Raw genomic sequence first — 18188 nt, 5'->3', positions numbered from 1 at the left:
GTAGATGCATAGTTGCTCTGCATGTAATTATAATTTATGGCCAAATTCCGCGTATGCGCATTGCTTGTGATATTCTTCCGATTGCTGTTACGTATGCAGCTTCGCGCATTTTTATTTTTTTTCTGCCTTTAATTTCCCATATTTCCCGGAATGCCTCGGTTATCCTGTTGTATAGTTTTTTATCCACAGTCGATTCGTCCCAATATTCCCCTGATCTTCCCTGGACCCACTCGAAGTAGCTAACGATCACTCCGCCGGAATTTGCCAAAACATCGGGAATTATTAAGACTCCATTATCGGAAAGCATTTTCTCCGCCTGCGGAGTAACAGGGCCGTTTGCCAATTCTAAAATAATTTTGGCCTTTATATCGCTGACGTTTGTCTCGTTTATCATCCCTTCCAAGGCGGCGGGTATTAGGATATCCGCATTACTCGACAATAATTCTCTGTCTGTTATATTCTCGCCCTCCGGAAAATTGGAAACCGTCCTGTTTTTCATTTTATGTTCCTTTAGCTCGCTGGCAGGCAAGCCCTTTGGATTATAAATTCCACCTCTGGTATCCGATACAGCGATTACTTTTATTCCCATCTTTTCCAATAAAAGATGCATATAACTTCCGGCGTTTCCATATCCTTCGATGGCGCAGGAGAGATCTTTATTATTGAAATTTAGTGCTTTTAACGCTTCAGTGAGAACGTATACACCGCCCTGTGCAGTTGCTTTGCTTCGACCCAAAGAACCGCCCACTTCGACCGGTTTGCCCGTAATGACGGAGGGCTGACTGAAGCCCTTGATCTTTTCGTAGGTATCGGCTATCCATGCCATGATTTGAGGATTGGTATTTACATCGGGAGCGGGGACATCATAATCTGTGCCTATGAAACGCGATATTCCCAAGGCATATGCCCTGGTCAACTTTTCCAGCTCGTCAATCGATAGATCTGCAGGTGAGCAATTTATGCCTCCCTTTCCGCCTCCGAAGGGCAGTTGGGCTACAGCGCATTTTATAGTCATCCATCCGGCTAGAGCAATTACCTCATCCCTGTTTACCTGAACATGATAGCGTATTCCACCTTTATAGGGTCCAAGAGCATTATTGTAGTGACAGCGCCACCCCTTGAAAACCTTTATTGAGCCATCGCTCAAACGAACGGGAAGAGATACCTCTAATATTTCTCTTGGTTCTTTTAGAATATCGAAATATTCTGGATCAATGTCGATGTATCTTGCGGCATCGTCGATTTGTTTTTTTAGCATTTCATATGGATTAAGCTGCATATAAAGATCACTCCTTCATAATGTTATTAAATCAAATAGACATTCAGGCTGCATGATGCGCACATGCATATGTATAACATAAACGTGACCCATGGGCTGAATTTAATAATCCATGTTTATATAGCACTTTTAATAAAAAGTCAAATATTAAACTAAATGTATATATAAGTTTATGCATTATATAGCAGAAGATATCTCTTATTAACAATGATATATGATGCACAAACAAAAAGAGGTTATTGGAATTTAAATAAGCTTGAAATAGCTATTTGAGATTATTCCAATAACCTCTTTTTAACTGAGTGGGAGAGGCAATTTTTACTGAGGTTAACGTTAGGCAATTTTTTTTATTATTTATAGGCATCAATTATAATAGAATCTATCGAACCTCCTTGCCTCCAATGTATGTTTTTTGGACCCTTATATCTTTAATATATCTGGGTTCAGTTTCAAAGGGGTCTTTGTCTAACACTATAAAATCGGCCGGCTTGCCTATTGCCAAATTTCCTATATCGGGGTCTAGCATGATATTGCCTCCTCCTGCAGTATAGCAATAAATGGCGTCTGTTATGTCTAGCGCTTCGTTTGGTGTCGCTGCGGCTAGAGGGATATCCTCACACTTCCCCCTTGTAACTGCAGCATAGACGGTCTCCCAGGGATTGAGTTCTTCCACAGGCGAATCTGTTCCAAATGCAGTCGGTATTCCGTAAGAGAAAATACTTTTAAAGGGGTGTATGAACTCTGCCCTATCTGAGCCTAATCGGTCAATAGCCCACCAGTCCGTGATCACGAAATGCGGTTGGATTGAGGCATACAAGCCTATATCCTTCATGCGTTTAATTTGGTCGGGTCTTAAAACGGAAAGGTGCTCGATTCGGTGTCCTCGATCATAAATTTTAGCTTCCTGAAATGTGTCAAGTATCATGTCTATTGTGGCATCGCCTATTCCGTGAACAGCGATCTGTAAATCGGCAGCATCAGCGGATTTGACCAACTGTAAAAGTTCTTCTTTGCCTATGTTTGGGAATCCCTGCAGGTCAGCCATATCCGAATAGGGCTTGGTAAGCCATGCTGTGCGGGCACCGAGCGACCCATCGGCGAGTATTTTAATACCCTGTATCCTTAACATGTCGTCGCCGAAGCACCTCTTTATGCCTAGTTTGTCCAAGGCGGATAAGATATCGGTATTTTCGTACATTTTTTCCCCGATTTGACATCTTTTTCCTGGTTCTAGATATACCCTGACTCTTGTGGTAATTTCTCCGTCATGCCATAGCGACATTAAAGCAGACAGCATCTTTGCGTCACAGCTTACAAACCCAAGACAGGTCAACCCCAGTTTGGAAGCATAAAGAAGGGCATCTTTCAGGATTTTTTTGCACTCGGAAATAGAAAGGCTATCTTTAAATATTTCCCTGGCTCGTTGAAATTCACTTTCCACCACTATGCCCGTGGAGGAAGTTATGCCTGTCATCTCTAAGGCTTTTGAATTTAAGACCGCGGCATGAAGACATACCCTTGAGAGCATTATGGGTCTTTCTTTCTCAACGGCATCTAAGTCGTCTTTTGTAGGCCACCTTTTTTCCCTGAAAAGCTCTTGGTCCCAACCATGTCCTAAGATCCACGAAGTTGAAGCCTTTGAAGCGAAATTATTTAGTTTATCCCGAAGATCTTCGATGCTTGCCGTATTTCTTAAATTCAGAGAGTTAATGTACATTCCAAGTTCATCGATGTGTAAATGAGAATCAATGAAACCGGGTAGGACAATTTTCCCTCCTAAGTCTACTGTTTTACCTTTTAAAGATTTGGTTTGCTCCGAAATCTCAATGTTCGATCCTGTGGAGGCGATTTTACCATTAACGACCAAAAAGGCTTCGAAATGTCGGTTGTTCCCGACGTTCCCGTAGACCTTACAATTAATGAATCCAGTAACGTAGTTCATGACTTTAACTTCCTCCTGTTAATCATAAAGAGATTGTTATCCTACGCTAAAGATTACCATAAATTATTCCAGCCAGCGTAGAAAGCAACACTACAAGGATGACGTATGTGACAGTTTTCTTTGTTCCCAGTACTGTTCGTATCACCAGCATATTTGGCAATGATAAAGCCGGGCCTGCTAAAAGAAGGGCAAGTGCCGGTCCCTTACCCATTCCTGCGCCCAAAAGACCCTGCAATATCGGCACTTCCGTTAGCGTTGCAAAATACATGAAGGCTCCAACGATAGACGCGAAAAAGTTAGAAAAGATTGAGTTGCCGCCCACTAGATAAGATACGTATGCGCCTGGGATGATACCCTCGTGCCCGGGGCGACCGAGGAGAAAGCCGGCAATCAGGACGCCAGCGAAAAGCAATGGCAATACTTGAAGCGCATATCCCCAAGTGGCGCTATACCATTCGGATCTTTCCTCTGCTGAAAACCATTTTTTAATCACTAGGGCAGTAAAGGAAATACTGATCGTTGCTACTATCCATTTAACGTTATAAAGCTGTGCCCAAAACCCGATATCCGCCTTTGGAGCTGCAAGGTTTGCGAATATCAAAAAACTAATCATGCCTGCCATAACTGATGCCGATTGCCATAGAGGATGAGATGTACCATCTTCTGCTGGGAAGGCAAAAGCTTCCTGCCTCTTTTCTTCGTCTTTTCTAAATATAATTGACATTGCTAGTCCGATGACTACGCTGAAAAGAATTGCTCCAACCGCTCTGGCCAGGCCCATCTCAAAACCCAGTACTCTCGCCGTTAAAATTATGGCCAACACATTGATAGCTGGTCCGGAGTAAAGAAATGCGGAAGCAGGGCCTATTCCGGCTCCTCGGGCATAAATTCCGGCAAACAAGGGAAGAACGGTGCAGGAGCATACGGCTAAAATTGTGCCAGATACCGCTGCAACGGCATAGGATACGGACTTCTTTGCATGGCTTCCGAGGTATTTCATGACTGACTGTTGACTGATGAAAACGGAAATGGCGCCCGCTATGAAAAAAGCAGGAACCAGGCAAAGCAAGACGTGTTGTCTGGCATATTCATGAAGCATTGCAAGGGCTTCCGAAGCAGCGACTGTTGCTCTGGGCGAATCGGCCGGTATAAAGTAAAAAAAGAGAAATGCAAGAAGAATTAAAGCTAATTTCTTGTTGTCGCTCATAAAAATGCCTCCTAACTAACTAATATAATATATTTATGTTAAATTTCGTAGTTATCTTGGGAGCACGAACATTTACAGTCAAATTGAATTTTCACCGGATCGCCAAAAATGGCATGCTCTATGCACTGAAGCATGGGAACTAAGCAATGCAATTTAAGTCTGTAGTAAATATATAAACCCTCTCGTCTTTGCTCGATAATTTCCAAATCTTTCAGGATGGCCAAATGTTTGCTCACAGTAGTCCTGTCGCAGTCAAATAAACTTGCAATTTCACAGGCGCACATCTCCCGTTTGCCCAACAGTTCGATGATTTCGATACGGACTGGATGCCCCATGGCCTTTAACAGCGTCGCCTTTTTGCCTTGAGTTTCCATATCCATTATTAACCCTCCTTGACAAATATGTGGCAATATTATCACATATGATGCAAATGCGCAATTTATGTTTAAGCCAGATTGGAATGGTTGGAATCTTTTACTGGTACTACCGGTTACGTCTAAAATGTGGTATAAAATTAATTAGTTGGAAATGATGTTTTTATTTTTCAAATATAGAGAGGGTGGTAAGAAATGACTTCTTCACGAGGAAGCGCCAAGGAAGTGGCATTGGGTGCTCTTTTTGCAGCAATTGTAGCCGTAGCAACAATAATTCATATCCCCATGCCTGGATATAGGATTTATTTCAATTTAGGTGAAGGCGTTATATATTGTGTTGCTATATTGATGGGGGCAAAATATGGAGCTATTTGCGGGGGTATCGGAGGAGCTCTTGCCGATATCGTGCTTGGCTATCCCTTATGGGCACCTTTTACTTTCGTGATCAAGGGAATCGAGGGTTTTGTGGTTGGGAAAATGCGGGAGAATCGAAAAAGGGCAGTGATAGCGGGCGCATGCGTAATGATTGCAGGATATACATTGGTTGCAGGTATTTTATATGGATGGAAAGTTGCTCCCATTGAGTTTTTCACCGATTTGGCCCAAACCGGCGTAGGTGCGATAATAGCTCTGGTCATTCTGCCCTATATCGAAGGGCCTATTAGAAAGCTTCTTGGAAGACAATAGGAGATATTCCCTAAAATCAGGGTTGTTCCGTAGAAAGATAACTGCATACGTTGGCGTTTGCGTACGCAGTTATCTTGTTTGAATTAACAGATTATACTAATTAACTTTGCCGACGGATGCTCCCAATTCTTTGGCTTGATCTAACCAATTTCCTTCTTCTATATCTCCAATATCATAAACATTATGGGCACATATTTTGCCTGCCAACTTGAGCCCTAAAAGGGATGCGGATCTGTCGAAGGATTCCAAAACTGCGTCAAAGACGTCATCGCGTTCGTCTCCGGCAGTGACCAATAATACGCTTTGCTTGTCCTTAACGGTGGTTTTTGCCTTGTCTGACACATAGGGCAACATTCTATCCCAAACCGCTTTAATTTGTGCGCTCCAGCTATACCAGTAAAGGGGCGTTGCGAAAACAATGACGTCGGCATGATCGATGGACTCGTACAATTGAGACATATCGTCTGCTACTATACAATGTTTGCCCTTGGACCAGCATTGCCTGCAATCCGAACAACCTTTTATATTCATATTGTGGAGTCTAAAAAATCTGGCCTGGGCACCTTGAGATTCAGCGCCTGTGGCAAAGGATTTGGCCAACCTCTCGCTGTTTCCGTTTTTTCTGGGACTCCCGAGCAAAATAACAATCTTTTTCATGATATTTTCGGCACTTGAATGCCGATAGCTCATCTCCCTTCCTGATATTTTTTCTATACATAATATTAACACTTTTTTAGCAGTCCCTTGACAAACGGACTTTCATGAGTAATACTAAACAACAGAAACGTAACACTTAAGGAGGGTTCTCTTCTGATGAACAAAGTTTTAAGCAGAATATTCTTTGCGGTATTTGTTGCTTTTTGTGTCTGTCTTTCGTCTTCTCCTTCGTGGGCTCATTTCCAGGTAATATTGCCCGATAAAAACGTAATTTCTCAAAACGAAAATTCTGAGTTAAACCTAAGGCTTCTTTTTACCCATCCCTTTGAACAGGAAATGATGGATATGGAAAAGCCCGAAAAGTTTGGTGTCGTTGTTCGTTCTGAGAATATTGATCTTATGAAACATTTAAAGGTTCGCAAAAACGATTCGGATTTAAGATACTGGGAAGCTGTCTTCGATGTAAAGCGGCCGGGAGACCACATTTTTTATGTAGAACCCTCACCTTATTGGGAAGAGGCTGAAAACAAATATATCATCCACTATGCGAAAACCGTCGTCAATGCTTTTGGCATGGAAGAAAGTTGGCAGAAACCCCTCGGGCTTAGGGTTGAGATAGTGCCGTTGACGAGGCCTTACGGATTGTGGCCCGGCAATGTTTTTCAAGGCAAGGTTATTATGGAAGGGAAGCCCTTGGCAGCTGCCGTAATAGAAGTGGAATATTACAATGAAGGAAAAAAAGTTAAGGCTCCCTCAGATGTTTATGTTACACAGGTAGTGCGGACCGATGATCAGGGGGTATTTACCTATGCCATGCCCTGGGATGGTTGGTGGGGTTTTGCTGCACTGGTTGATGCTCCCGAAAAGATGAAGTCTCCTGGCGGAGAAAATGCTGATATAGAGCTTGGGGCAGTTATTTGGATAAAGGCGGAGAGAGGGAACTAATGCATATTTCAGAGGGTGTACTGTCCTTATACCCTTTGACAATCGGAGCAGTTGGGGCCGTTATCGGCATAGTGGCTGGACTGAAGAAAATGGAGATAGACGAAGTTCCTCGAGTGGGGATTGTATCTGCAGCTTTGTTCGTTTCGTCTTTAATTCATATTAATATCGGGCCAGCCAGCGTGCATCTACTGCTTAACGGCATAGGTGGCCTTTTGTTGGGAATTAAGTTGTTTCCCGCATATCTGGTTGCGCTTTTTTTGCAGGTATTGTTGTTTCAATTTGGTGGTTTGGCGGTTCTTGGGGTTAACATCTGCACAATGGCTATTTCCGGACTTGTAGGCGGTCGTTTGGGGAGATACGTTATAATCTCAGGAAAACCGCCCTGGCTTGGCGGAGCCGCGGCTGGAGGGATAGGGGTTGTTTTAGCCGCTCTTTTTACTGCGCTTGCCTTGGCTTTTAGCGGAGAGGTTTTTTTGATAACGGCTAAATTGGTGTTGCTTGCCCATATTCCTGTTGTGATTCTTGAATCCTTGATAGGTGCTTTTATCGCGTCATTTATCTACAAAATGATACCTTCATTGCTAGGGGTGGACGAAAAATGAGAGTAAACAGGGCACCTTTATTCTTCGCGGTTATTCTGGCATTGTTCGTTATCGTTTATCCGGCGACCATTGCTACGGCTCATAAGCTTAACGTATTTGCCTACTCAGAGGACAGCTCGATCCTTGGGGAGGCTTACTTCAACGATGGGGCACCGGCCAAAAATTGCGAGGTATTGGTCAAGGCAGAAGGGGACGGCTCTGTTGTAGGAAGAGGATGGACGGATGAAGATGGCAAGTTTTCGGTGAATATTGACCCGTCAAATAGGAAAATTGTAACTGTAGTAGTCGATGGAGGTATGGGGCATCTTGGAAGAGTAAATATAAACTTATCTTCATTTGATAATAGTACCAATATGTCTGATTCTAATTTTATTGATAAACTTCCTACGGAGGAAGAGCAAATAGAAAACTTGGTTGTCACTTTAGACGAAAAGGAGATTGCTTCTATTGTAAAATCTGTCCTTCGTAGCGAGATAGAACCGTTGCATGCAGAAATTATACAACTCCGTAAGGAGCTCTCAAAACCGGGGTTTAATCAAATCATGGGCGGCGTAGGTTACATTTTTGGCTTGATAGGCATTGCCCTTTGGTTTAAAAAGGGAAGCGGTGACGGGCATGATAAACGTTAGTTACATCAATTATCATAGTAAGCCAAAGGGGAGTTTTTTAGAGCGTATTCCGCCTTATGTAAAGTTGCTTTTAACTTTTTCCGTAGCCTTGTGTGTGGCTCTTTTAAATTCCCTCATGGCTCAGATTTTTTTGTTGATGTATTCTATTGCCTTAGTCGGGCTTTCGGGAGTACCGGTTAAAAGGCTTTTAAAACGTTTGATGGCCGTAGATGGGTTCGTTTTAATGCTATGGTTGACTCTTCCTTTTTCTTCAGAAGGGGGAGTTGCAACAGCCACGCTCATAACAATTCGCATCCATGCAGCTGTATTGGCATTTATGGCACTTCTCCAGACGACTTCCATGCCTGAGATATTGCAGGCTTTATGTCAACTGCGTTTTCCGTCAAAATTGGTAGCTCTGCTTCATTTTACCTACAGATATATTCATGTATTGGCTGAGGAGGCTTCAAGGATACACCGCAGCATGGCATTGAGGGGGTTTGAGCCTTCTTTGAATTTGCGAACCTTTAGAGCCTACGGATATTTAATTGGCATGTTACTATTGCGAAGTTTTGTTAGATCGCAAAGAGTTTATAATGCTATGCTGCTTAGGGGTTTTAATGGAACCTATACTTTTCTGACCTTTAAATCCAGGCTTTCACGACCCGACTTTTTAAAGCTAGCTGTCCTTTACGCCCTTCTTGTGGGGTGTTTAATGGTATGAAGCCGTTGTTAGTTGTAAAAGATCTTACCTTTGCTTATCCGGGCAAACCTCCGATTTTTAGTGGACTTAACTTCGAAATTTATACAAAGGAAAAAGTGTGTATTATTGGCAAAAATGGGGCCGGCAAGACGACATTTTTTTATGCGATCATGGGTTTGCTCGGACAACTCCAGGGAGAAATTATTTTTGAAGGCAAAAGCATTCGGACTAAGGAAGATCTGCGATATTTACGCCAAAAAGTCGGTTTTCTCTTTCAAGATCCCGAGGACCAACTTTTTTGCCCCACTTTGCTCGATGATGTGCTCTTTGGCCCCTTGAATATGGGGCTTAGCAGAAAAGAGGCTACGGATAGAGCATGGGGCGTTTTAAAGGAACTTAAAATAGAGGATCTGGCCCATAATCCCCCGTACACGCTTTCGGGAGGACAAAAAAGGCTAGGCGCTCTGGCGGCGATTCTTGCTATGGATCCGCAACTTCTTTTGCTCGATGAACCTTCAAGCGGTCTCGACGAAGAGGCTGCTAGCAATCTGTCGGGAATTTTAACTCATCTTGATAAAACCATTATTATGGCTTCCCACGATATGGATTTTGCGGAGGAAGTTGCAAGCTCTTGGTATGAGTTGTCATCGGGAATTTTAAGACCATTACACGGAAAGACCCGTGTATGTATCTGAGAGATCGCTTCTCAAGTTTTCGACAATAAAATCTAACGTTGTTTTTTGGAAAAGAGTCAAATTCACTCCAAAAATTTCACAAATAAATTACGTACAATTTATATATACTGAAAAATTTTTCCTGTTGTAGTATCATTGAATAGCACCCTCGAGTAGTAGGCAACAGTTCATTTAGCTATTGGACCACTAAAAACCGTATGAACTGCATATAAAGCCGATGTTTTTAGTTGACATCATGGAAATGCTGGGAAGAATAACGCAAATAGAGCCAATAACTACTTGCCATAACTTGGAAGGTGTGGTATTTATTAATGGACGATGCGACTAAAAAGCCTTTAATATTTATTCTTGCAGTCGCTATATTATTAGTCCCCTCCTTTGTCGTTACGGTTCGTAGCGACATGATTTCTGGTGCAGTAGAGATTACTAATATCATAGTGTGTGAGGATTTAACCAGTGATCTCGTGCCCGTTAATGTAGTTTCGAGTTCTTCCGGTTTTTCCTATGGTATAACGCAAGTGTGTGTCGCCTTTACCTACCGGGGCAGCAGTTACTTTGAATCTTGTGTTGAATGGTATTACGAGGGTGATTTGATTCATAATGAGAGTGTTGATTTAGATGGAGAAGGGGTGAAGGTTTTTTATTTACTGCGCGACGATGGTGCTCCCTTAAAAAAAGGATTATATGAATTTTATATAACTTGCAAAGGCGTGCGATTAGCTGATATTTCCTTTTCGATAGGAGGTTTTGAGAGTGAAATTGTTTCTTGACACTGCAAATATCAACGAGATTGAAAAAGGTCTTGAATGGGGGGTCATCAGAGGCGTTACCACAAACCCCTCTTTAGTTGCGAAAGAGGGTTCCATTTCCTTTCGGCAACATGTGAAGAAGATAGCGGAGATTGTTAAAGGTCCCGTTAGTGCCGAGGTAATATCGACTGATACCGATGAAATGATTGCAGAGGCAAGATCGTTGAGTTCTTTGGATCCAAATATCGTGGTTAAGATCCCTATGATACAAAACGGGATAGCAGCTACTAAAAAGCTATCTTCAGAGGGAATTCCCGTAAATGTCACGTTGGTTTTTTCGCCCCAACAGGCTTTGCTTGCAGCCTTGGCGGGAGCTGCCTATGTCAGCCCCTTTGTCGGTCGGCTTGATGATATTGGCGAGGATGGAATCGGGTTGGTTCGAGATATAGCGCAGATATTTTCGATCCATAACATAAAAACTGAGATTATTGCAGCGAGCATCAGACATTCTAGACATGTTTTTGATGCTGTCGTTGCAGGAGCGCATATTGTTACGCTCCCCTTTAACGTTTTGGAGCAAATGTTTAATCATCCTTTGACGGATAAGGGTTTAAAAAAGTTTTTAGCTGATTGGGAGGTATACGTTAAGCATCATGGGAACTAATGCCATTGAAGATCAAGCAACGGAAAGCACCAAAAAAATAGCGGTCGAGGAAGAACAGGAAGTGGTAACGGCAGTTCCGCGCCCCAGATACACCTTCAGGGAATTGATTAAGGCCACAATCCAGGATCTACGCCAGATAGCCAGAGAAATTTCCGTTCCTTCTGTTACAACTTTAAGGCGTAAGGATGACTTGGTTGTTGCTATTTTAGCTAGGCAGGCTGATAAACTTGGATTGCGCTTTAGCGGGGGAACGTTGGAAATTCTGCCCGAGGGATACGGTTTCTTGAGACCTTCAGGGCTGCTGCCCAGTGATCACGATATATACGTTTCTGTGTCTCAAATCAGGCGATTCGATCTGCGTAATGGCGATGTGGTTTGGGGAATGGTTAGACCCCCGAAGGATCAGGAGCATTACGATGCGTTGTTGCGGGTCGAGATGGTAAATTTCTCCGATCCCGAGATGGCCAGACAGAGGCCCCATTTCGAACGTCTCACGCCGATATTTCCGAATGAAAAGCTTAAATTAGAAACAAGATCGGACATATTGTCAACTCGTTTAATCGACCTTTTTGCCCCTATGGGAAAGGGACAAAGGGCTTTGATAGTATCTCCCCCAAAAGCCGGCAAGACTACGCTTCTGAAGGAGATCGCCAATGCCATTACCGCAAATAACCCCGAAGCCATACTGATGGTGCTGCTTATAGATGAAAGACCTGAGGAAGTCACGGATATGCAACGCTCCGTTGATGGGGAGATTATCGCATCTACCTTTGACAGGCCGGCCGAAGAACACATAAGAGTGGCTAATTTGGCCATCGAAAAGGCTAAGCGTCTGGTCGAGGTTCATAGAGATGTTGTTTTATTGCTTGATTCTATTACTCGTCTCGCTCGGGCGTCAAATTTGATCGTTCCGCCATCGGGCAGGACTCTGTCAGGAGGTATGGATCCTGTCGCGTTATATTTTCCAAAGAAGTTCTTTGGTGCTGCCAGAAACATCGAAGAAGGCGGGAGCCTTACTATAGTGGGTACGGCTTTAGTGGACACCGGAAGCAGGATGGATGACGTGATATACGAGGAGTTCAAGGGCACTGGAAATATGGAAATTCATCTGTCTCGAAAGTTGGCCGAGCAAAGGATCTTCCCTGCTATGGACCTTCTCAGATCTGGTACCAGAAGGGAAGAATTGCTCTTAAGTCAAGAGGAGATGACTAAGATATGGACTCTGAGGAGGAGAATAGCGAACCTCGACGAAGCTGAGGTCTTGAATTTGATATTGGAAAAACTAAGGCAAACATCCTCAAATAAGGAATTTTTGGTGACTATCAAGGTTTAATATCAAAATTACGGTTGCATCCTTTTCGTTTTTCAGGTAATTTTAACCTTAGGAGCTAAATCAATACCGTAGCTTAGGTTTTAGGAGGGGGAGAGATGTTCGAGCACGATCCTGTTAATGGTAAGTCCTTTAAGAAAAGGTTGGATTTCCTCGTATTTGTTGCGTTAATGATTTCTGCTACGGTATTTATAACTGGAGCTGCCCTTCAAAGGTCAAAAGTAGAAGCACTGGAAAGCTTGAGTTTTTTGGAAGCAAAAGAATTTGGCTTGCCGGGGTACTTGATCGTTGATGTAACAGACCTACTTATTCCCGATGGAGACATGGGTGCCATAGGTCCTTTGCCAGACGGTTCCGGGGCAATAATGTTTAAGGAGAAGACTTTGAACAACGCAGACTCGCAAGAAAAAGAGCCGGGAAATGATGTCCAGGAAAAACTAAACAAGTTGCAAGAAGAGTATTTTAACGGGCAGGATACTGCTTTCCAAGCCGGAAACGACAATAGTAGCGGTGAGATAGTTCTCGAAGAGGTAACGCCCGATTATCGGGTACATGAAGTTCAACAGGGCGAAACCTTGGCCAGCATAGTCAAAAGATACACGGAGTATGGAATTTCGATCGAAGATATCGCCAAGGCCAATCAAATTAGCAACATACACAAGTTGAATGTCGGCGATATTCTCTTAATCCCAACATCTAAGGACAATGTCGACGTCGTTTTGAAAGAGCTGTTAAAAAGGCGCGCCAAAGCCGAAGAAGAAGCAAAATCCGCCCCAAAGATAGAAACCCGTACTTATACAGTCCAAGAAGGCGACAGCCTCTGGACGATAGCAAATAAAGTGAATTTAGATATCAATACTTTATTTGGCTGTAATGATCTGAAGAATCCTGACTTACTGAAACCAGGCAGCAAATTAAGGATCCCCAACCAGGACGGTATATTTTACAAGGTAAACAAGGGAGATACTTTAAGCTCTATTGCAAAAAAATACGGAATTTACATTGAGGCAATTGCGGCTGCGAATTCTATTGAAACTGATGCAGTCTTGATAGCCGGAAGCGAAATCTTCTTGCCGGGAGCAAAGGATCTGAGCAGTTTTACAAGCGGGACTTCGAGGGCCAGTGGAAACAGCGGTTCTATAGGATTTAGATGGCCCGTAAGAGGACGACTTACGAGCCGATTCGGATATAGGCGAGATCCCTTTTCGGGTCGTAAAGATCTTCATACGGGTTTGGATATTGCTGCCCCGAGGGGTACTCGCATAGCTGCTGCAGCGGCTGGTCGTGTTGTTCACGCCGGATGGATGGGTGGATATGGCCGCACAGTCGTAATAGATCATGGTCGAGGATATAGGACATTATACGGCCACTGCAACAGCATTTCGGTAAAGCGAGGTCAGAGGGTTAGCGCAGGTCAGGTAATTGCGACTGTTGGAGCGACTGGCAGGGCTACGGGACCACATCTACATTTTGAAGTCAGAAAAAATAATTCTCCCGTCAATCCTTTGAAGTACTTGAGGTGATAATTGTGATTAAATTTGGGACCGATGGTTGGCGTGGAATAATAGCAGACGATTTTACCGTCAATAATGTAAAAAGGGTTAGTTGGGCGATAGGTAAATATATACTTAAAGAATACGGTGATAGGGCAAGTGTGCTGGTGGCTCGTGATGGCCGTTTTCTGGGCGAAAAATTTGCAGCCATAGCTGCCGGGGTTTTGGCAGCTATGGGGCTTAAGCCGACGATATTGGAAGGACCGACAGCTACTCCAACGTGCGCTTATGCTGTGAAGGAATATGGTGCAAGAGGAGCAATAATGTTCACTGCAAGCCATAATCCTCCCGAGTATCAGGGGCTCAAATATATTCCCTATTTCGCGGGTCCGGCCACTCCCGATATCACCGGCAAAATTGAGTCTTACATAGCGATGGCGCCGTCTTCTGTAGACACTTCCGACGAAAACATAGAATATGCCGACCCCACCGAATCATATATAGCCCACATCAAGGGTATCGTTCAATTGGAAGGCAATGCCCAAAAGATCGTTGTCGATACATTACACGGTGTTGGCGGCAGATATTTGCCTCGAATATTGCGAGAGTGTGGGTTTGAAGCAATTTCTATAAATGAAGATATAAGGCCTGACTTCGCAGGATTAAGTCCGGAGCCCAAAAAAGAGACTTTGGAGTCTCTCATAGGTAAGGTTAAGGAATTGAATGTAATTGGACTTTCTACGGATGGCGATGCCGATAGATTTGGAGTTGTCGACGAAAAAGGTGAATTTTACCCGGCAAACTATATATTAGCCATACTATATTCATATTTGCTGGAAACCGGTCGCACCGGTGGAGTGGCAAGAACTGTGGCTACGACACATATGTTGGACGAAATAGCTAAACTTACAGGCCAACGGGTTTGGGAAACCCCCGTGGGATTTAAATATTTAGGCCAATTGCTCTTGAAGGAAAAGGTTTTGTTGGCAGGGGAAGAGTCCGGGGGAGCCTCCATAGCAGGACATATCCCTGAAAAAGATGGCATCCTTATCTGCCTTCTGGTATTAAAGGCCGTCGTTGAAACGGGGCGCAGCTTAAAGGAATTGCTTGGAGCAGTATACGATAAAATTGGTGCAAAATATGTCTCCACAAGGCTCGACTTCAAAGTTGCCCATGATCAGAAGGAAAAAGTAATTTCTCTAATCGACAGTTGGCAGGATCGTTCTCTTTGCGGCGATGCTGTTATATCTGTAAAAAGAGATGACGGATTGAAAATAATCTGCGAGAGGGCGTGGATTTTATTGAGACCATCGGGAACTGAAGACGTAGTTCGCCTTTATGTCGAGGCAAAGGGAGAAGATATCTTGCAAAAATTTAAAGAGAGTGCAGTGAACGTATTCGGACTTGATGTAAAATAAGCAGTTTTTACCATGTCAAATAAATTTATATTTGCTACCTTTGGCCGAGAGAAGAGCCTCCTCGGCCTTTTTAGATGATATGATATTGACTATCTTAAAATAAATTTAAGGCTCGTTACGGAGGTATACATATGAGTAAGTACGTTTTTGTTTCCGGAGGCGTGGTTTCATCTCTTGGAAAAGGCATTACGGCAGCATCGCTGGGGCTGTTGCTTAAACGAAGAGGCTATAAGGTGACGGCTATTAAATTGGATCCATACATCAATGTGGATGCCGGCACGATGAACCCCTATCAGCATGGTGAAGTTTTTGTGACCGACGATGGTGCAGAAACGGATTTGGATCTTGGGCATTACGAGAGGTTTATTGACGAATCTTTAATGGCTAAAAATAATGTCACTACAGGTCAGGTGTATTCCTCTGTAATAAAAAAAGAACGAGAGGGCAAGTATCTGGGGGCCACCGTTCAGGTCATACCGCACATTACGAATGAAATACAGGAGAGGATTCAAAAAGCTGGAGAAGGCTTTGATGTAGTATTGGTAGAGATAGGTGGAACTGTAGGGGATATTGAGGGTCAGCCTTTTTTGGAAGCCATCAGGCAGTTTGGTTACAGAGTCGGCAGGGAAAACGTAGTATATTGTCATGTCACTCTGGTTCCCTTTATACCCACGGCAGGAGAATTAAAGACCAAACCAACCCAACATAGCGTAAACGAGTTACGGCGCATTGGAATTCAACCTGATGTAGTTGTATGCAGGACAAGCCTTCCTTTGCAAGAAGAACTGAGAGATAAAATAGCTCTATTTTGCAATGTAAAGAAAAAGAACGTTGTAGAAGCCATTGATTGTGATAATATTTACAAAATACCCATGCTGCTGCGCGACCAGGGATTCGATACCATGGTTATGGAGATGCTGAACCTTGAAAACAGCGAAGAGCCAGATTTGACAGAATGGGAAAATTACTTACTACGGAGCGAAAATTCTTCAAAAAATGTCGAAATAGCCCTAGTGGGGAAATATGTAGGACACAAAGACGCCTATCTCTCCGTCAAGGAAGCATTGGAACATGCGTCGGTCAACAACGGTGCTCATGTAAGCATTCGTTACGTTGAGGCGGAGGAGCTCGAACGACATGGAGTCAACATTCTAAAAGGGGTGAATGGCATATTGGTGCCCGGCGGATTTGGTAGAAGAGGAATTGAAGGAAAGATCATGGCTGCGCGATATGCTCGCGAAAATAGGATACCTTACCTCGGGCTGTGTCTGGGAATGCAAATTGCCGTAGTAGAATTCGCCAGAAACGTTTGTTCCATCGTTTCTGCCCATAGCTCCGAATTTGATCCGGGAACGCCCAACCCTGTCATTCATTTATTGGAAGAACAAAAAAACATATCCGATGTGGGCGGCAGTATGAGGCTTGGGTCCTACCCATGCGAAATAAAACAGGGTACTCTGGCCTATGAGGCATACGGAGAAGCTATGGTCTACGAAAGACATCGTCATAGATGGGAATTTAATAACGATTACAGGAGTCGTTTGGAGAAAGAAGGTTTACTTGTTTCAGGAGTGTGCCCCGACAGAAATTTGGTTGAAATTGTCGAATTAAGGGATCACCCGTGGTTTGTCGGTGTTCAGTTTCATCCCGAATTTAAATCTCGCCCTACGAGACCGCATCCCCTATTCTCGTCTTTCGTAGGGGCAGCTTTGAAGAATGGCTCTATTATAAACTGAAGGGAGCGACTGTCATGACAGGGAAACTGAAAAGCCTGCTTATAGTAATGGCAATAGCGATGATTATCTCTAGTAACATGGCTGCATACGGGGAGGAAGCCCTTGATAAACCCCCTTTTGAGATTCTATCCCACATCGAAGAGTTGACCTATGGGCAGCCTAAAAGCGGAGGATTAATGTCTCGTTTGTCCGAAATAGAAAAAGCCTATTTCGGCAGAGAGTTGCCGGGAAGCCTTTCGGAACGTCAGCAAGCTTTCTTGAATTTTCTGGAGAATGGATTGCCGGATCAACCGTCCTTCATTTTTAAGTTAGGGGTATGCGAGTGGATCGTAACACAGAAGATTGGCGACGGTAATTTGAAGGAACGCCTAGAAGCTCTTGAGAAGCTGCTGGAGGGTGAACCTAAAATAGACGGGCCCTTTGCGATGAGGCTTGAGCGAATAGTAGGATTAATACTTCCTGAGGGCATAACATGGGAGGAAGTTGAAGTTCCCGACAAAAAGGTTTTTAAAGTGGCCTTGAAGAACACTCTATCGCCTCAGGACGTAAAGGTGGGAGATCCCGTTGAGCTTGTAATGCAGGGCGATTTTGTCATAAATACATCCTTGATCGCCCCTTCAGGAAGCTACGTTCTCGGTAGAATTGACAGCATAAAACCTCCCAGGAGTTTTGGTAGACCTGCAGAGGTTAAAATCGCCTTCGATCATATCATACCTTTAGATCTTGTAAATAAAATCCCGGTAATGATGGGCGAAGAAGCAGAAAAAGCCAGCCAGGCCGACGATAGCGTAATTGCAGCGGCCGGAGCCAGTTTTGTCGGTGCTATTTTGCTCGGTCCTCTCGGTTTTGCAGGTGGAATGCTCGTGAAGGGCGATGTCAAAGACATACCGGCAGGTACCCCTTTTTATCTGGAAACTGCTAAAGTTACGACTGTAAGGGCCTATCCCGTGCCCGAGATATTACAAAGCATAATTAACCCGTCGCAGACACCTCCTCCTCCTGCGGAAGAGGACGAGCAAACGAAAAATACATCTACGACTATCAATAAAACCAAATAGGGATAAAGATAATTACATTATGTCTATTTGTTAACGACTAA

Annotated in this window: 18 protein-coding genes; 13 read left to right on the top strand and 5 right to left on the bottom strand. The window is 43.6% G+C overall.

Annotation, left to right across the window (positions count from 1 at the left end):
- Nucleotides 1–34: 34 nt before the first annotated feature.
- The 4 genes from HMPREF1705_RS01690 to HMPREF1705_RS01675 all read right to left on the bottom strand — a co-directional run bounded on the left by HMPREF1705_RS01690 (nt 35) and on the right by HMPREF1705_RS01675 (nt 4808).
- On the bottom strand, nt 35–1279 hold the full coding sequence (locus tag HMPREF1705_RS01690; RefSeq protein ID WP_009200442.1) for a Glu/Leu/Phe/Val family dehydrogenase: 1245 nt from the start codon (nt 1277–1279) through the stop codon (nt 35–37).
- Between the two features lie 379 nt (nt 1280–1658).
- A complete protein-coding gene (locus HMPREF1705_RS01685; protein ID WP_009200443.1) occupies nt 1659–3221 on the bottom strand; it encodes an amidohydrolase in 1563 nt (520 codons plus the stop codon).
- A 46-nt stretch (nt 3222–3267) separates the two neighbouring features.
- On the bottom strand, nt 3268–4428 hold the full coding sequence (locus tag HMPREF1705_RS01680) for a permease (RefSeq protein ID WP_009200444.1): 1161 nt from the start codon (nt 4426–4428) through the stop codon (nt 3268–3270).
- 38 nt (nt 4429–4466) lie between these two features.
- The gene (locus tag HMPREF1705_RS01675; protein ID WP_009200445.1) at nt 4467–4808 is read right to left on the bottom strand and encodes an ArsR/SmtB family transcription factor; all 342 of its coding nucleotides are present in this window, start codon (nt 4806–4808) and stop codon (nt 4467–4469) included.
- A gap of 189 nt (nt 4809–4997) precedes the next feature.
- On the opposite strand from HMPREF1705_RS01675, the gene HMPREF1705_RS01670 reads away from it, so the two are divergent.
- A complete protein-coding gene (locus HMPREF1705_RS01670; RefSeq protein WP_009200446.1) occupies nt 4998–5489 on the top strand; it encodes an ECF transporter S component in 492 nt (163 codons plus the stop codon).
- 96 nt (nt 5490–5585) lie between these two features.
- Here HMPREF1705_RS01670 and HMPREF1705_RS01665 read toward each other — a convergent pair whose 3' ends face one another.
- A complete protein-coding gene (locus tag HMPREF1705_RS01665; protein WP_009200447.1) occupies nt 5586–6146 on the bottom strand; it encodes a flavodoxin family protein in 561 nt (186 codons plus the stop codon).
- Between the two features lie 156 nt (nt 6147–6302).
- Between HMPREF1705_RS01665 and HMPREF1705_RS01660 the strand changes: the two genes are divergently transcribed.
- The 12 genes from HMPREF1705_RS01660 to HMPREF1705_RS01605 all read left to right on the top strand — a co-directional run bounded on the left by HMPREF1705_RS01660 (nt 6303) and on the right by HMPREF1705_RS01605 (nt 18147).
- Nucleotides 6303–7091 (top strand): DUF4198 domain-containing protein, encoded by a 789-nt coding sequence (locus HMPREF1705_RS01660; RefSeq protein WP_009200448.1) that lies wholly within the window; start codon nt 6303–6305, stop codon nt 7089–7091.
- The gene (gene cbiM, locus HMPREF1705_RS01655) at nt 7091–7693 is read left to right on the top strand and encodes a cobalt transporter CbiM (RefSeq protein ID WP_009200449.1); all 603 of its coding nucleotides are present in this window, start codon (nt 7091–7093) and stop codon (nt 7691–7693) included. Before HMPREF1705_RS01660 ends, cbiM begins: the two co-directional genes overlap by 1 nt.
- Nucleotides 7690–8322: a hypothetical protein gene (locus HMPREF1705_RS01650; protein ID WP_009200450.1), complete on the top strand. Its 633-nt coding sequence runs from the start codon at nt 7690–7692 to the stop codon at nt 8320–8322. Before cbiM ends, HMPREF1705_RS01650 begins: the two co-directional genes overlap by 4 nt.
- Nucleotides 8309–9025, top strand: coding sequence for a cobalt ECF transporter T component CbiQ (gene cbiQ, locus HMPREF1705_RS01645; RefSeq protein ID WP_009200451.1), 717 nt, complete (start codon nt 8309–8311; stop codon nt 9023–9025). The genes HMPREF1705_RS01650 and cbiQ overlap by 14 nt, the downstream gene beginning before the upstream one ends.
- Nucleotides 9022–9699, top strand: coding sequence for an energy-coupling factor ABC transporter ATP-binding protein (locus tag HMPREF1705_RS01640; protein ID WP_009200452.1), 678 nt, complete (start codon nt 9022–9024; stop codon nt 9697–9699). The genes cbiQ and HMPREF1705_RS01640 overlap by 4 nt, the downstream gene beginning before the upstream one ends.
- Before the next feature lie 311 nt (nt 9700–10010).
- The gene (locus HMPREF1705_RS01635; protein WP_009200453.1) at nt 10011–10469 is read left to right on the top strand and encodes a hypothetical protein; all 459 of its coding nucleotides are present in this window, start codon (nt 10011–10013) and stop codon (nt 10467–10469) included.
- The gene (gene fsa, locus HMPREF1705_RS01630; protein ID WP_009200454.1) at nt 10453–11112 is read left to right on the top strand and encodes a fructose-6-phosphate aldolase; all 660 of its coding nucleotides are present in this window, start codon (nt 10453–10455) and stop codon (nt 11110–11112) included. Before HMPREF1705_RS01635 ends, fsa begins: the two co-directional genes overlap by 17 nt.
- Nucleotides 11102–12445: a transcription termination factor Rho gene (rho, locus tag HMPREF1705_RS01625; RefSeq protein ID WP_009200455.1), complete on the top strand. Its 1344-nt coding sequence runs from the start codon at nt 11102–11104 to the stop codon at nt 12443–12445. The genes fsa and rho overlap by 11 nt, the downstream gene beginning before the upstream one ends.
- 95 nt (nt 12446–12540) lie before the next feature.
- The gene (locus tag HMPREF1705_RS01620) at nt 12541–13965 is read left to right on the top strand and encodes a LysM peptidoglycan-binding domain-containing protein (protein WP_009200456.1); all 1425 of its coding nucleotides are present in this window, start codon (nt 12541–12543) and stop codon (nt 13963–13965) included.
- A 5-nt stretch (nt 13966–13970) separates the two neighbouring features.
- Nucleotides 13971–15353, top strand: coding sequence for a phosphohexomutase domain-containing protein (locus tag HMPREF1705_RS01615; protein WP_111089527.1), 1383 nt, complete (start codon nt 13971–13973; stop codon nt 15351–15353).
- Nucleotides 15354–15484: 131 nt separating this feature from the next.
- Complete coding sequence (locus HMPREF1705_RS01610) at nt 15485–17089, top strand: CTP synthase (RefSeq protein WP_009200458.1); 1605 nt, start codon at nt 15485–15487, stop codon at nt 17087–17089.
- Nucleotides 17090–17103: 14 nt separating this feature from the next.
- Complete coding sequence (locus HMPREF1705_RS01605; protein WP_009200459.1) at nt 17104–18147, top strand: hypothetical protein; 1044 nt, start codon at nt 17104–17106, stop codon at nt 18145–18147.
- The last annotated feature ends 41 nt before the right edge of the window (nt 18148–18188 follow it).

Source organism: Acetomicrobium hydrogeniformans ATCC BAA-1850, assembly GCF_000160455.2.
Classification (GTDB): Bacteria; Synergistota; Synergistia; order Synergistales; family Acetomicrobiaceae; genus Acetomicrobium; species Acetomicrobium thermoterrenum.
Note: the sequence above shows the minus strand (reverse complement) of the source record. Positions and strands in the feature narration are given on the sequence as shown.

Bases quoted from the DNA above. Each gene is read 5' to 3' on its own strand.
- HMPREF1705_RS01650 (WP_009200450.1), top strand. From the start codon at position 7,690: ATGAGAGTAAACAGGGCACCTTTATTCTTCGCGGTTATTCTGGCATTG.
- HMPREF1705_RS01610 (WP_009200458.1), top strand. From the start codon at position 15,485: ATGAGTAAGTACGTTTTTGTTTCCGGAGGCGTGGTTTCATCTCTTGGA.
- HMPREF1705_RS01690 (WP_009200442.1), bottom strand. From the start codon at position 1,279: ATGCAGCTTAATCCATATGAAATGCTAAAAAAACAAATCGACGATGCC.
- HMPREF1705_RS01620 (WP_009200456.1), top strand. From the start codon at position 12,541: ATGTTCGAGCACGATCCTGTTAATGGTAAGTCCTTTAAGAAAAGGTTG.
- HMPREF1705_RS01675 (WP_009200445.1), bottom strand. From the start codon at position 4,808: ATGGATATGGAAACTCAAGGCAAAAAGGCGACGCTGTTAAAGGCCATG.
- HMPREF1705_RS01680 (WP_009200444.1), bottom strand. From the start codon at position 4,428: ATGAGCGACAACAAGAAATTAGCTTTAATTCTTCTTGCATTTCTCTTT.
- HMPREF1705_RS01685 (WP_009200443.1), bottom strand. From the start codon at position 3,221: ATGAACTACGTTACTGGATTCATTAATTGTAAGGTCTACGGGAACGTC.
- HMPREF1705_RS01670 (WP_009200446.1), top strand. From the start codon at position 4,998: ATGACTTCTTCACGAGGAAGCGCCAAGGAAGTGGCATTGGGTGCTCTT.
- rho (WP_009200455.1), top strand. From the start codon at position 11,102: ATGGGAACTAATGCCATTGAAGATCAAGCAACGGAAAGCACCAAAAAA.
- cbiM (WP_009200449.1), top strand. From the start codon at position 7,091: ATGCATATTTCAGAGGGTGTACTGTCCTTATACCCTTTGACAATCGGA.
- HMPREF1705_RS01665 (WP_009200447.1), bottom strand. From the start codon at position 6,146: ATGAAAAAGATTGTTATTTTGCTCGGGAGTCCCAGAAAAAACGGAAAC.
- HMPREF1705_RS01605 (WP_009200459.1), top strand. From the start codon at position 17,104: ATGACAGGGAAACTGAAAAGCCTGCTTATAGTAATGGCAATAGCGATG.
- HMPREF1705_RS01635 (WP_009200453.1), top strand. From the start codon at position 10,011: ATGGACGATGCGACTAAAAAGCCTTTAATATTTATTCTTGCAGTCGCT.
- HMPREF1705_RS01660 (WP_009200448.1), top strand. From the start codon at position 6,303: ATGAACAAAGTTTTAAGCAGAATATTCTTTGCGGTATTTGTTGCTTTT.
- cbiQ (WP_009200451.1), top strand. From the start codon at position 8,309: ATGATAAACGTTAGTTACATCAATTATCATAGTAAGCCAAAGGGGAGT.
- HMPREF1705_RS01640 (WP_009200452.1), top strand. From the start codon at position 9,022: ATGAAGCCGTTGTTAGTTGTAAAAGATCTTACCTTTGCTTATCCGGGC.